Annotated in this window: 13 protein-coding genes; all 13 read left to right on the top strand. The window is 48.5% G+C overall.

Annotated elements, in window-relative coordinates:
• Positions 1 to 44: 44 nt before the first annotated feature.
• The 13 genes from atpF to MNQ98_RS27400 all read left to right on the top strand — a co-directional run bounded on the left by atpF (position 45) and on the right by MNQ98_RS27400 (position 14,380).
• Positions 45 to 533, top strand: coding sequence for a F0F1 ATP synthase subunit B (atpF, locus tag MNQ98_RS27460; RefSeq protein WP_241931009.1), 489 nt, complete (start codon positions 45 to 47; stop codon positions 531 to 533).
• Positions 530 to 1,075 (top strand): F0F1 ATP synthase subunit delta, encoded by a 546-nt coding sequence (locus tag MNQ98_RS27455; protein ID WP_208917459.1) that lies wholly within the window; start codon positions 530 to 532, stop codon positions 1,073 to 1,075. The genes atpF and MNQ98_RS27455 overlap by 4 nt, the downstream gene beginning before the upstream one ends.
• Positions 1,076 to 1,093: 18 nt before the next feature.
• Positions 1,094 to 2,608 carry a F0F1 ATP synthase subunit alpha gene (atpA, locus tag MNQ98_RS27450; RefSeq protein ID WP_241931008.1) on the top strand — a complete coding sequence of 505 codons (1,515 nt, stop codon included), beginning with the start codon at positions 1,094 to 1,096 and terminating at the stop codon, positions 2,606 to 2,608.
• Positions 2,609 to 2,836: 228 nt separating this feature from the next.
• Positions 2,837 to 3,694: an ATP synthase F1 subunit gamma gene (gene atpG, locus MNQ98_RS27445; protein ID WP_208917461.1), complete on the top strand. Its 858-nt coding sequence runs from the start codon at positions 2,837 to 2,839 to the stop codon at positions 3,692 to 3,694.
• A 103-nt stretch (positions 3,695 to 3,797) separates the two neighbouring features.
• The gene (gene atpD / locus MNQ98_RS27440; RefSeq protein WP_208917462.1) at positions 3,798 to 5,198 is read left to right on the top strand and encodes a F0F1 ATP synthase subunit beta; all 1,401 of its coding nucleotides are present in this window, start codon (positions 3,798 to 3,800) and stop codon (positions 5,196 to 5,198) included.
• A 92-nt stretch (positions 5,199 to 5,290) separates the two neighbouring features.
• Complete coding sequence (locus MNQ98_RS27435; protein WP_241931007.1) at positions 5,291 to 5,704, top strand: F0F1 ATP synthase subunit epsilon; 414 nt, start codon at positions 5,291 to 5,293, stop codon at positions 5,702 to 5,704.
• Positions 5,705 to 5,977: 273 nt separating this feature from the next.
• The gene (locus MNQ98_RS27430; protein WP_241931006.1) at positions 5,978 to 6,235 is read left to right on the top strand and encodes a DUF1146 family protein; all 258 of its coding nucleotides are present in this window, start codon (positions 5,978 to 5,980) and stop codon (positions 6,233 to 6,235) included.
• A gap of 423 nt (positions 6,236 to 6,658) precedes the next feature.
• Positions 6,659 to 7,999, top strand: coding sequence for a UDP-N-acetylglucosamine 1-carboxyvinyltransferase (murA, locus tag MNQ98_RS27425; RefSeq protein ID WP_241934054.1), 1,341 nt, complete (start codon positions 6,659 to 6,661; stop codon positions 7,997 to 7,999).
• A gap of 1,020 nt (positions 8,000 to 9,019) precedes the next feature.
• Positions 9,020 to 10,882, top strand: coding sequence for a stage II sporulation protein D (gene spoIID, locus MNQ98_RS27420; protein ID WP_241931005.1), 1,863 nt, complete (start codon positions 9,020 to 9,022; stop codon positions 10,880 to 10,882).
• Between the two features lie 59 nt (positions 10,883 to 10,941).
• Entirely contained in the window at positions 10,942 to 11,679 is a 738-nt protein-coding gene (locus tag MNQ98_RS27415) for a M23 family metallopeptidase (protein ID WP_241931004.1), read from the top strand.
• Between the two features lie 260 nt (positions 11,680 to 11,939).
• The gene (spoIIID, locus tag MNQ98_RS27410) at positions 11,940 to 12,227 is read left to right on the top strand and encodes a sporulation transcriptional regulator SpoIIID (RefSeq protein WP_208917466.1); all 288 of its coding nucleotides are present in this window, start codon (positions 11,940 to 11,942) and stop codon (positions 12,225 to 12,227) included.
• Positions 12,228 to 12,425: 198 nt separating this feature from the next.
• Positions 12,426 to 13,424 carry a rod shape-determining protein gene (gene mreB, locus MNQ98_RS27405; RefSeq protein ID WP_241934053.1) on the top strand — a complete coding sequence of 333 codons (999 nt, stop codon included), beginning with the start codon at positions 12,426 to 12,428 and terminating at the stop codon, positions 13,422 to 13,424.
• Positions 13,425 to 13,498: 74 nt separating this feature from the next.
• The gene (locus tag MNQ98_RS27400; protein ID WP_241931003.1) at positions 13,499 to 14,380 is read left to right on the top strand and encodes a flagellar hook-basal body protein; all 882 of its coding nucleotides are present in this window, start codon (positions 13,499 to 13,501) and stop codon (positions 14,378 to 14,380) included.
• Positions 14,381 to 14,418 lie beyond the last annotated feature (38 nt).

Genomic DNA, 14,418 nt, shown 5'->3' with positions numbered 1-14,418 from the left:
TTGTTAAGAACTGCACTTCGCAATAGTGGAAAGGAGTGACTTCAGTGTCAGTATCATGGGAAAATATGCTAATTACAATTATTGCATTTGGCGTTCTATACTATTTTCTTAATAAATATGCGTTCAGCAAGCTGTTCGCCATTATGGAGAAGCGTCGTGAATTAGTCATGAGCCAAATGAATGAAGCTTCCCAGACCCGGGAGCAAGCAATTACTTATGTTGAACAACAGAAGCAAGCGCTTGAGCAAGCTCGTCAAGATGCGCATGAAATCATCGAACGTTCTAAGCAAACAGGCAACAAACAGGCTGAACAGATCCTGGAACTCGCTAACGAAGAAGCGAACCGTATCAAATCAGAAGCTGTGCGCGACATTGAAAGTGAGAAGAACAAGGCGGTTGCTGCACTTCGCGAGGAGCTAGGCAGTGTATCTGTTAAGATCGCTTCTAAACTGCTTGAGCGGGAAGTGAAGAACGATAACGTACAGGAAGAATTGGTGGATCAATACCTTAAAGAGGTAGGAGGCAGACCATGAGCCAAGAAACGGTAGCAGCCAAGCGGTATGCGCGGGCGCTGTTCGAAGTAGCGGCTCAGCAGCAGAAGGGTCTGGAAGTGGAACAGGAATTGAGAGTAGTTGTATCGGCTATCGAGGGAGACGCTGACATACAGAAATTCATCTCCACCCCCAATATTCCCCGTTCCGTTAAGATGAATGCCTTGAACAAGGCACTCGCAGGAAAAATATCGAAGCCTGTTCTGAACACAATTGAGCTGCTTCTGGAAAAGGGACGCACAGATCTGTTCGCTGAACTGCTGAACAGCTATGTGAAAATTCAGGGAGCTAGCCTCGGAATGGCCGATGCCGCAGTATACTCCACATACCCTCTGAGTGATCAGGAGAAGGAGCAAGTGGCTGCAGAATTCGGACAGATGGCACAGCAAAAAATCCGCGTGACCAATGTCGTTGACGAGAGTTTGCTGGGCGGCCTGAAGGTCGTCATCGGTGACAAGCTGTATGATGGCAGCTTGTCAGGCAAGCTGGAACGTCTTGAAAAGTCTTTTAACAGACAAGCATAGTAGATAGGGGTGAAAACGTTGAGTATCAAACCTGAAGAAATTAGTACTTTAATTAAAAGTCAGATTGAAGAATATAAATCCGACATTGCTGTCTCCGAAGTAGGTACAGTTATTCAAGTAAGTGACGGTATTGCTCGCGTATACGGCCTGGAGAACGCTATGTCCGGGGAATTGCTAGAATTCCCGAACGGCGTCGTAGGTTTGGCGCTCAACCTTGAGGAGAGCAACGTCGGTGTTGTTATCTTGGGCCCATATACCGAGATTAAAGAAGGCGATCAGGTTAAACGTACAGGCCGCATTATGCAGGTTCCTGTTGGCGAAGCTTTGCTCGGCCGCGTTGTGAACCCGCTGGGTCAACCACTTGACGGTAAAGGCCCGATTGCGGCTACTGAATTCCGTCCAGTTGAGAGTAACGCACCAGGTGTTATCGACCGTAAATCTGTACATGAGCCGATGCAAACAGGTATCAAAGCGATCGACGCAATGGTTCCAATTGGCCGCGGACAGCGTGAGTTGATCATCGGTGACCGTCAGACAGGTAAGACAACCATTGCTATTGACACGATCTTGAACCAAAAAGGCAATGGCGTGAAATGTATTTATGTAGCTATCGGGCAAAAACAGTCCACGGTTGCACAAGTTGTTGAAACATTGCGCCGTCACGGTGCTTTGGAATACACAATCATTGTAACTGCTTCGGCTTCTGAGCCAGCTCCGTTGCAATATATCGCTCCTTATGCGGGTTGCGCAATGGGTGAGTACTTCATGTATAAAGGTGAGCACGCTCTGATTATCTATGATGACTTGTCGAAGCAAGCAGCGGCATACCGCGAATTATCCTTGCTCCTTCGCCGTCCTCCGGGTCGGGAAGCTTATCCGGGTGACGTGTTCTATCTGCATTCCCGTTTGCTGGAACGCGCTGCGAAACTTAGCGATGAGCTCGGCGGTGGTTCATTAACCGCTCTGCCGTTTATTGAAACACAAGCTTCCGACGTATCCGCGTATATTCCTACGAACGTAATCTCGATTACAGACGGACAGATCTTCCTGGAGTCCGAATTGTTCTACTCAGGTCAGCGTCCGGCGATCAACGTTGGTATTTCCGTATCCCGTGTCGGTGGATCTGCACAGATTAAAGCTATGAAGAAGGTTGCCGGCGGTATGAAACTCGATCTGGCCCAATACCGTGAACTTCAAGCATTCTCCCAGTTCGGTTCCGACCTGGATAAATCCACATTGGCTCGTCTGAACCGTGGTTCCAAGTTGATGGAAATTTTGAAACAGGGCGTAAACCAACCGCTGTCCGTTGAACAGCAGGTTGTGAGTTTATATACTGCTGTTAAGGGTTACCTCGATGATATTGAGGTTATTGATGTTCGCCGTTTCGAGAAAGAATTCTTGGCGTTTGTTAATAGCAACAGTCCAGAAATTCTGCAATCGATCCGCGATACGAAAGACTTGGTGGCGGATAACGAGAACGCACTGAAGAGTACCATTGACCAATTTAAAAAAGGCTTTGCGGCTTCGAAGTAAGCTCCTCGGCTGAGTAATAGGAGGGGAGCCGGGCAATGAATGCCCGGTATCCTCTTTCATTATATGGAATGCTGTTCTTGGCTTAGCCAAAGCTAGGTTAATGCTTAGGAAGTTAGCTTTGGCTTTGCCGAAGTTTGGTATGCTTACGAAATAACTTTGGCTCCGCCAAAGTTTAGTTATGCTTACGAAGTAACTTTGGCCTAGCCAAAGTTTTGAGGTGGTGAAAACATGGCAAGAGGATTACGTGACATTAAACGGCAGATCAAGAGTATCCAGAACACCAAGCAGATCACCAAAGCAATGGAGATGGTTGCCGCTGCCAAGCTTAGAAAAGCGCAAGAGAAGGCAACTTCCGCCCTTCCTTACTCGGAAAAGCTGAAAGAAGTGGTAGGCAGCATTGCGGCTGGAACCCAAGGGATCAGCCATCCAATGCTGGAGAAGCGCCCAGTTAAGAAAACCGGTTACTTGGTCATTACCTCGGACCGCGGCCTTGCCGGTGCGTCGAACTCCAATATTTTGCGTAAAGTATCGGCTGTTCTAGCAGAACGTCATCAGTCTAAGGATGAGTACTCCATCTTCGTTATCGGACGTAAGGGCCGTGATTACTTCCGCCGCCGTGATCTCCCGGTTGTGGAAGAGCTGACAGAATTGTCTGACAGTCCTACTTACGCAGACATCAAGTCCATCGCGAACGCGGCAGTACGTCAATATGAGTTGGGACAGATTGATGAGCTCTTTATTTGCTACAACCGTTTCGTGAATGCTTTGACTCAGGATCCGGAAGTGGACCAATTGCTTCCAATGGAGAACATTGGGGGCGGAGTGAACGTATCGAGCTACGAATATGAGCCATCACCAGAAGGTGTATTGGAGATTTTACTTCCGAAATACGCGGAGACGCTCATTTTCAGTGCGATGCTGAATGCAAAAGCAAGTGAGCTTGGTGCTAAGATGACAGCAATGGGAGCAGCTACGAAAAACGCAAGTAAGATGATTTCCGAGCTTACTCTTACGTATAACCGTGCCCGTCAGGCTGCGATTACACAGGAAATTTCCGAGATTGTGGCCGGTGCCGACGCTCAATAATTTTTATAATTAATAGATACTGTTACGGATATACGGCACGATGTGCCGCTTTACGATGATCGTTCGCTATATAAGGCGAGCGGGTAGGAGGGAAAACGAAAAGATGAACAAAGGACGCGTTGTCAGCATTACAGGTGCTGTAGTTGACATTGAATTTCAGCGCGGTCAGCTTCCCGAGATCTTTAACGCCATCAAAATTGAAGGCACCGTGGAAGGCGGCCGTTCTATTGATCTGACTTTGGAAGTATCCAACCATTTGGGTGACAATCTGGTTCGTTGTATCGCGATGTCGTCGACAGACGGTCTCACTCGCGGTCTGGAAGCCGTAGATTTGGGTGCACCTATTACAGTTCCTGTAGGATCCGCTACCCTTGGTCGTGTATTTAACGTGCTGGGTGAGCCTATCGATAATGCAGGTGAGGTAGTTTCTGAGACTAGCAACCCGATTCACCGTGAGGCACCAGCTTATGACGAGCTCTCCACACAAGCAGAAATGCTTGAAACTGGAATCAAGGTTATCGACTTGCTGGCTCCATATCAAAAAGGTGGTAAAATCGGCCTTTTCGGTGGTGCAGGTGTAGGTAAAACCGTTGCGATTCAGGAACTGATCAACAACATTGCTCAAGAGCATGGCGGTATTTCCGTATTTGCGGGTGTCGGCGAGCGTACCCGTGAAGGTAATGACCTGTATCATGAGATGAATGATTCCGGCGTTATCAGCAAAACAGCAATGGTGTTCGGGCAGATGAACGAGCCTCCGGGCGCACGTCTTCGTGTAGCTTTGACAGGTTTGACCATGGCTGAATACTTCCGTGATCAGGAAGGAAAAGACGTTCTTCTGTTTGTCGACAACATTTTCCGTTTCACTCAAGCAGGTTCTGAAGTATCCGCCCTCCTCGGCCGGATGCCTTCCGCAGTAGGTTACCAGCCAACGCTGGCATCTGAAATGGGTCGTCTGCAAGAGCGGATTACGTCTACGAAAAAAGGTTCCGTTACTTCCATTCAAGCAATCTACGTACCGGCGGATGACTATACGGATCCAGCTCCGGCTACGACGTTTGCTCACTTGGATGCAACAACCAACCTGGAGCGTAAAATTTCCGAGAAGGGTATCTACCCAGCGGTGGATCCACTTGCTTCCAGCTCACGGATTCTGGCGCCTGAAATTGTCGGCGAAGAGCATTACAATGTAGCTCAAGGCGTTAAACAAATTCTTGCCCGCTATAATGAGCTTCAAGATATTATCGCGATCCTGGGTATGGATGAGCTGAGTGAGGACGATAAAGCAATCGTTTCCCGTGCTCGTCGTATAGAACGTTTCCTTTCCCAACCGTTCCACGTAGCGGAGGCGTTTAACGGGATGCCAGGTACTTACGTGCCTGTTAAAGAAACCATACGCAGCTTCAAAGAGATTCTGGATGGTAAGCACGACAATCTTCCGGAAGCTGCTTTCCTGTTCGTCGGCACAATCGAAGAAGCAGTAGAAAAAGCAAAAACTATGTAAGCTGACGCTCCGTGATTGGCGGGCCGTCCGTACAACTACGAACGACGCCTGCTACGCGAGTTTTCTGCGGAAAACGGTGAGGAGGGATGGAAGTGAGCACCTTTTTGTTAGAAATCGTAACACCAGACCGTCTCGTTTATTCCGAGCAGGTTAACAGTGTTACGGTGCGCGGGGTCGAAGGGGAACTGGGAATTTTGCCAGGACACATCCCGTTTGTAACTCCACTTCAGGTAGCGCCTTTGTTCGTGAAGGTCGGAAACGAAAGAACCCCTTTTGCTGTACAAGGGGGCTTTGTGGAAGTCCGAAAGGATAAGGTTGTTATTTTGGCGGAGAGCGCTGAGAGAGCGGGAGAAATCGATCTGGAGCGTGCTGAAGCCGCGAAGGAACGTGCTGAAACCCGCCTGAATGTGCGCGGACGACAAGATGAAATCGACCACCGACGTGCTGAATTGGCTCTTCAACGGGCAATGAACCGGATTAACCTACCCGGCGGCAATGGACGGTAAAATAAAAGGATTAAGGGCAGTCTGCTATAAACAGCAGGCTGCCTTTTTTGTTTTTTAGTAATAGCTTTATATCTTTTAAGACAAACGTGTGGACAGTCATTAAAAAATAGCTTAATAGCTAATTAATTCATTTATGTGACCTTCTGATCAAATTTTTTTATTTCCGAGGAAATGGTATGAGAAAGTACTGGATTCTTACCACTCTGACAAGTATTATAGAAGAGTCGGTCCTTTTTGAGGATGATATATATCGAATTAATGGAGGAGGGAGCAATGAATCAAGAATTTTCGAACACTGTTACCGGTGCCGTTGGCATAAGCGGATTGTTATCTATTGTCATTTCGCTTGTCTGTATAGCGCTGGCGTGGTGGGCATTGCAAACTTTAAAGTTAGATTTGGTAATCCGCAATCCCAAAAGCCCACAGGGCAAGTTGCTGCATTTGCTGCTTGCAGTGGTGCTCGGACGTTTTGTAGCCGAATTCTTTATCGATTATGTCATGTGGAGCCAAATGATCCGATATATGTTTTAAAGCTGTGAATTAGCGCTTGTTTTAGTTATTGTTTAAGTGGTTATATCTCTGTTAGGTTGCTGAGCGTAAGATGTCGAATAAACACATTTTATTATGTCAACACTGAAAATAAGTATTCTGACCGGGCGAACTTTACGACTTCCGGACTATAACGTTCACCCGTTTATGAACTGTGTCACCAAGAATAATATCCAGCATAGTTTACTTATACAGAGCCAGACTGCGTATAACCCGGATGTTTCTCATAAAGATATCAGGAACATCATTAACAATTGAGGTATTAGCTTCCTGATGGCAGAAATTAGTCCTAAAATCGCTTGAAGGGCGAAAAGCATCAATGATAAGATGGAAGTTAGTGAATTGGAAATTCTTTAATCAATGAATTATATTACAGCAAAATTATGGACGCGGAGGGAAACCATGATGAGCAAATTTATCGTCCGCGGTGGCAAAAGACTGACCGGAAGCGTCAAAGTCAGCGGAGCAAAAAATTCAGTTCTTCCGATCATCGCTGCCTCTCTCTTAGGGGAAGTAGGAGAAAGTGTAATTATCGATGCACCTCCTCTTGACGATGTAATCACAATCAGCAAAGTATTGGAGTCGCTTGGTGCAGGCGTTACATATCAAGACGAAGTCATACGTGTAAATGCAGAGCACATAACTACATGTGAAGCACCTTATGAGTGGGTGCGGAAGATGCGCGCCTCTTTTTTGGTCATGGGACCACTTCTGGCACGTTTCGGTCAAACCCGCATTTCACTTCCGGGCGGATGCGCTATCGGTACAAGACCGATTGATCAGCATCTAAAAGGTTTTGAAGCGCTGGGTGCGGAGATCAGTCTCGGGCAGGGGTATATTGAAGCTAAAAGTAATGGAAGGCTTCGTGGCGCAAAGGTTTATCTGGATGTTGCCAGCGTAGGTGCTACCGAAAATATTATGATGGCTGCCACATTGGCAGAAGGCGTAACAACGATCGAAAATGCGGCGAAAGAGCCGGAAATTGTCGATTTGGCTAATTATTTGAATGGCATGGGTGCCATTATTCGCGGAGCAGGTACCGGCATCATTCGTATCGAAGGTGTCGAGAAGCTGCATGGTGTGAAGCATCATGTTATACCGGATCGTATTGAAGCAGGAACCTTTATGGCTGCTGCCGCAATCACCGGTGGTGATGTGTATGTGGAAGGCGCTATTGCGGATCATTTGGGACCGGTAATTTCCAAAATGGAAGAAATGGGCGTAACGATTCAGCCGGATGAAAACGGAGTTCGCGTCATTGCGGATAAGCCACTGAAGGCTGTAGACGTTAAGACCTTACCATATCCGGGATTCCCTACAGATATGCAATCACAGATGATGGCTCTCCTACTCGTTTCTGAAGGCACAAGCGTGGTTACAGAAACGGTGTTTGAGAATCGCTTCATGCATGTGGATGAATTCCAGCTGATGAATGCTGAAATCAAAGTAGAAGGCCGTTCTGCCATTGTGACCGGAGGTTCCCATTTAACGGGGGCGAAGGTATGCTCAACGGATCTTCGAGCCGGCGCTGCTCTGATTTTGGCAGGACTTGTTTCGGAAGGAACGACTGAAGTTAGTGGTACTCAGCACATTGACCGGGGATATGTTCATTTGGCTGAGAAGCTCTCCGGATTGGGCGCAGATATCTGGCGTATTTCGACAGAGGAAAAGGATTACGAAAAAGTGTCCAAGACCACTAAGACCGAAGACAGCAAGTTGTTCACAGTACAGCCGACTTGGGTGTAATAACAATCTGCAACTTCATATGACGGAACAATGATTTTTATACGAAGGGCCCTGCCGTAATGGTAGGGCCTTTTTCGTGCGCGTAGAAAGATTCAGTGTTGGTGGGAATCACTGTGCTAAGCTCCCAGAGCGGGTGCGGCGTCTGACTTAGACATAAACCAATAGGGATGGCTGCTCATTGTTCTTGTTAGGAATACTATATGGTATAAACGATGGATTGTATCAGAGTGTTTTAAATGAAAGAAAAATATTTAAATGGTTCATGACCAAAGTTAGTGCTTGACGATTATTAAAAATTAAATGGGTTGCAAACACGCTTGATGAGTTTACTGATATGTCTAACGTCTGAACGGGTTGTTATCTGTTAGCGAATGATTAAGGTCCGCGTAATGAAACATGATGTGAAAAGTAATGTAGCTTTGCGCGCAATCGAGCCAAGGGCTATACGTTGTTACAATGATCAATCATGATGTGAGAAGTAATTGCCAGGCCCGTAATTAAGGGGCTTTATGGTAATGTTGTATGTTATACAACAATGAACGAACAGGATGCCTGAACCTACTGATATTGTTGCAGATTCTACAACAATTCTTCCTGGGAAGAGGTAAATAAATGATTCCCTATCTCTATTATTGTATTCTTTGCAACAATTCGTCCTTCGCCGCTATAGGACAGGATAAAGTTGCGTTTTATACAACATTCACTGAATTCTGTTGAATTATATGAGTAGTTATCACACGTATGGGAGTTCATTCAAATATTGATGTGTTTTAAATCATATGGACTGCTACAATGCAGTCGACCGCCGTCATGCAATGCCATGCCGTGGGACTTACGAGGTTACACAAAAATAAATCTCGTTGTGTGCACATGGGACTCTTCCCGTTCTCTCTCTTAAAAGGGTTCTATCAACTGAAAAGTTCTCATACTTATGAGTACTAGCAATTGGAGGAATAGGAGCACTTATAGAATTGGCGACGAAAACTTATGTGCTCCAATCTGCACAAAGGAGAGAGCCGAATGAAAGATTCGAAGGTTCGAATACAAATTCCGGTTACTCCGGAAAAAGAACGTCAACCGGGTAACCAGAATAACAGGCGGAAAGAGGGACTCAATGTTGTCACTGGATCAAAAACACCTGTGCTGGAGTGGAAGTTCCCACCGCCTGAGAGGATGGTTGAGGGAACGGAAGATATAGATAATTCTGAAAGCATATCATCATCAGGAAAGACTTCTGAAGAGACGGAAAAAATAGTAGGTCAATCCTATGTAGAATCAGCAGAGCGACTTGAACCATTGCAGGTGGTAGGCACATCTGGAGCAGATACAGGAAGGACACAGGGTGACAGGTTCGGTAAGAAGGATAGGATGGAAATAGGCTCATTGAATAACAACATAGATGCCGGAGAGTTTTCATTGGGTAGTTTGCCAATGAGTGCTGCGTATAACCCTGAGGCTGGACATTCTGGGAGTGGGGGGCATGTGGCCCCGCATCGTGCTGCTGAACAGACTAGTGATAAAGTCCATGATACCCTGCTTCGCGTTGTTGCACAGCTTACCGGTGGGGACCCTGTTGCTCCGCCTCGTGGCATAGCCCCCGCTGCTCCGCTTGGCGGTGGGGACCCTGCTCCCCCGCCTCGTGGCATAGCCCCCGCTGCTCCGCTTAGCGGCGGGGACCCCGCTCCCCCGCCTCGTAGCGGAGACCGCGCTGCCCCGCACGGCGGCCAGCGCTCCGCGCCGCCTCCTGCCGGCGGCGCGCCACGTGAGGACCGCACGTTCCGTGTGCGGCCCTCACGCTTCCGGCGCCGCGGCTTCGCCGCGCGGCGCCCTGCGGCCCCCGGCCGGCGGGTGCGGCTGCACCCCGCCGTCTGGGCCGCCGCGGGCCTGCTGGCCCTCGCGCTCGCGGTGCCGCTGCTTGTGGTCGCCCCGGGCGACCACAAGCCCGCACCGCCCGCGCCCGGGCCGGCGCCCGCCTCTTCCGCCGCTCCGCAGGAGGCGGAAGAGCCCACGGTGTCCGTCTACTTAACGAAGACGGACACCGTCGAGACCCTCCCGCTGGAAACCTACATTGTTGGCGTCGTAGCCGCCGAAATGCCGGCAGAATTTCAGCTGGAGGCACTCAAGGCCCAGGCCATCGCCGCACGGACGTTCATCGTGCAGCGACTAAAGTCCGGCAACAAGAGCGATGTGCCGGACAACAAGAGTGATGTAACCGATACGGTTAGCCATCAGGCTTACATATCGAAGGAGAAGCTGGAGAAGGAATGGGCGGCTCTTGGCAAAGAAGATGAGCTGGCTAAGCTGCGCCAGGCTGTGAAGGAAACGAAAGGGATTGTGATGACGTACAAGGGCAAGCCGATCACGGCTTCTTTTTTCTCGACCAGCAATGGCTATACGGAAAATTCAGAGGATTATTGGAAGAACGAGATTCCGTATCTGCGAAGTGTGGAGAGTCCATGGGACAAACAAATCTCTCCTAGATATAAATCTACCGTCCGCATGCCTCGTGACGAATTTATTGAGCGTCTGGGATTATCGGATACAGCCATACCGGTGTCAACATCAGGCGGAAGCTCTAGCTTATGGAAAGTAATCTCGTACACGAAAGGGAATCGCATCCAGGAAGTGAGAGTCGGAGGCAAAAAGTTTACAGGACGAGAAATAAGAGAGAGATTGGACCTTCGCTCTAGTCAATTCAGCTGGAGTTTGAAAGATGGAGAAGTAGAGATCGTTTCTTACGGTTATGGCCACGGTGTCGGCATGAGCCAGTACGGCGCAGAAGGAATGGCAAGGGAAGGCTATAAGGCGAAGGAGATTCTACAACACTACTATACCGGTATTTCTTTTGCCGAAACTTCAAAACTTCTCTCTTCAAAAAAATAATAGAAATGCACGTATAAAAGAGTTTACCCCGGTAACAATGATTACTGAGGTGATTGCAAATGAATGAACAGAACAAAAATAGTCAACCCCGCGAAGAAGCTCCTAAAACAGCTCAAGGAGAACCGGCGGTAACGTCGTCTTCGTGGAAAAGAATGTTGTCCAAACGGTGGGTGTTCCCGGCAGCTTATCTGGCAGCAGCGGCAATTATACTAACCCTCGTGTGGGTCTACCAGGACGCCAGCCAAAAACCGCTGAAACAGCAGGCAGCCGTAACGGAAGCCCAGAAGGGTACCGATGCCAAGACTGCAACGGGTGGTAAAAAAGAGGAAGCCGTGGAAGTCATCGCAAATTCCCAAAGCATGATCTGGCCGACAGCCGATGGCGCAGAAGCTACTGTTGTAAAGCCGTTTTATGATGCGAAAGCTCCGGCTGAGCAGCATCAGGAAGCCATGGTACAGTACAACGATACCTTTACGCCGAACTTGGGTATTGACCTGGCCCGTAAAGATGACAAGGCATTTGATGTAACCGCAGCGCTCGATGGCAAAGTAACCCGTGTGGAAGATCATCCTGTGAATGGAACTGTGGTGGAAATCACCCATCCTGGAGAGCTGAAGACCGTGTATCAAAGCTTGAGCGGTGTGAAGGTGGAGCAGGGTAAAGAAGTGAAGCAGGGCGAGACTATTGCTTCTGCGGGACACAGCGAGTTTGAAAAAGATCTTGGCAACCACGTACACTTCGAAGTGTATGATGGTGAAAACCTGGTCAACCCGATGGAGCTTCTTCCGAAAAATTAATTTTTTCAGATGATACACAGCGCCCACCGCGCATGAAAGGCAGGATGAATTTCCTGCCTTTTTTTCTTTGTCCTCAAGGCGTTGTAAGCACCGGACAACCTGACAGACACCCGATAAAATGGAGCAAAGCCCTCAGTCAGGTCAGCATGTCCTTAAAATAAATGGGACCGATGGAGCTTGTCACCCTGTGAAACCGCGAATATCCCGCCATGCCACTCATATAATGTACCAAACTATCCACACAGTAGGGAGGCGGGAGCGTGCACGATTACATCAAAGAGCGGACCATTAAGATCGGACGCTGTATCGTGGAAACGAGGCATACGGTCCGGACGATTGCCAAAGAATTTGGCGTGTCGAAAAGCACGGTGCATAAGGACTTAACCGAACGTCTGCCGGAGATTAACCCGGACTTGGCGGATCAGGTTAAGCATATTCTCGAGTACCATAAGTCGATCCGCCACCTTAGAGGCGGCGAAGCCACCAAGATTAAATACAAGAAGACGACCAGCGGCAGTCGTGAGCCTGTTGCAACAGCGAAATCCTAACTATAGGGCTTAGGTCGCTAGATTGACGTTGAATCCCTCCCCTGAAGTATGATATGTTAAAAGATGGTATCATATCGAATGATGAGACCTTGTTATGCCGAATAGCATCATGCCATGCTGCTATTTGTCGATCCTCGGCAGTTATGCTCGGAACCAACATTCACGTACCATAAAATAACACTTTGGGGGCTTTTCATGATGCTTAGCAAGGATATTGGAATCGATCTCGGGACAGCAAACGTGCTTATTCACGTCAAAGGGAAGGGGGTAGTGCTAGACGAACCTTCCGTAGTGACCATTGAGAGCGACAACAAAAGAGTCCTTGCCGTCGGGGAAGATGCACGGCGCATGATTGGGCGCACCCCAGGCAACATTATGGCGATTCGCCCGCTCCGAGATGGGGTCATCGCTGATTTTGAAATTACGGAAGCGATGCTTAAGTATTTTATTGACCGCGTAGGCGCTCGAAGCTGGTACAGCCGCCCCCGTATCCTCATTTGCGCACCGACGAATATTACGTCTGTGGAGCAGAAGTCGATCCGGGAAGCGGCAGAACACAGCGGTGCCAAAGATGTGTTCCTGGAGGAAGAGCCTAAAGCGGCAGCGATTGGCGCAGGCATGGATATATTCCAGCCTAGCGGCAACATGGTCGTGGACATTGGGGGCGGCACGACAGACGTGGCCGTCCTGTCCATGGGCGATGTGGTGACTGCCGCTTCCATCAAAATGGCAGGGGACAAGTTCGACGAGGCCATAACAAAATACATTAAGAATAAATATAAATTGCTTATCGGGGAACGCACAGCTGAAGATTTAAAAGTATCCATCGGTACCGTCCGTCCGGGTGGACGTCAGTCGGAGATGGATATCCGCGGTCGGGATATGGTTTCAGGTCTGCCAATTACGGTGACGGTAACCTCTGCTGAGGTACAGGAAGCGTTGTGGGATCCAATCTCATCGATCGTTCTTGCAGCAAAATCGGTTCTTGAGCGGACACCGCCAGAGCTTTCAGCTGACATTATTGATCGTGGCGTTATATTGACAGGCGGTGGTGCATTGCTTCATGGGGTGGACGAGCTTCTGACGGAGGAGCTGCGCGTGCCAGTGCTGATTGCTGAAGATCCGATGCATTGCGTTGTAAAGGGAACGGGCATTATGTTGGACAATTTGGATAAAGTGGTTAAGAAAAGATTCTAATCTTCCGATATAAATAGGGAGTGAATGAATTTTAATGGAGCTTTTTATCGGTCCATGAGAAGGGAAGTGCCTTCATGTTAAGAGGACTTTATAACGCAGCTGCAGGTATGATTACACAACAGCGGCGTCATGACACCATAACGCAAAATATCGTTAACGTTAATACGACAGGGTACAAGCAGACGGACAGCGTTCAGCGCTCGTTCCCTGAAGTGCTTGTGTCCATGATCGGCGGTGAGCCAGGAAACGAGCACCGCACACTCGGTAAGTTGAGCACAGCTGTGTTTGCGGAAGAGAGTTTGTCGCTGCATAAACAGGGAGCTCTCCGTGAAACCGGGAAAACTTCCGATTTCGCCATCGTTTCTGAGCTGGGGCTCGTTGATCCGGCAACCGGGGAGAACATGAGTTTTGACGCTTCGGGCAAATATATTGATGGGAACGGTGAAGTGATTTACCGTCCGCAAGCTTTTTTCACAGTACAGGATGAAAATGGGGAAGTAAGGTACACGAGAAACGGACAGTTTCATGTGAGCCAGGATGGGAATCTACTGACATCTACCGGATACCAAGTATTGGATGCCGATAACGCGCCAATTGTATTGACAGGCCAAGCCGGTAACTTTACAGTGAATGAGCAAGGGCAAATCGTAGGTGTTGCCGGTAATCCTACTGGCGTTACGTTGGGAATTAGTGTGGTAGACAAGCCTCATGCACTTGTTCGGGAAGGCAACGGCGTTTTTCGCCTCAACAGCACGGATGGAGACGGTACACGTTTTCTCGCCGCAGGTGATAATGCGATCGTTCGTCAGGGCTTTATTGAAGCGTCCAATGTGGACCCTTCGCAATCGATGGTCGAACTGACCGCAGCACTTCGTGCGTATGAGACGAACCAGAAGGTCGTTCAATTTTATGATAAGTCTCTCGAAAAGGCTGTTAATGAGATCGGCAGAGTCTGATAAAGTATCTGTCTATAGAGCTAATGTCTACTCCACAG

Origin of the sequence: Paenibacillus sp. N3/727 (genome assembly GCF_022637315.1) — a bacterium.
GTDB classification, from domain to species: Bacteria; Bacillota; Bacilli; order Paenibacillales; family Paenibacillaceae; genus Paenibacillus_AQ; species Paenibacillus_AQ uliginis.
The sequence above is the reverse complement of the archived record's forward strand: the minus strand, read 5'-3'. Positions and strand labels throughout refer to the sequence as shown.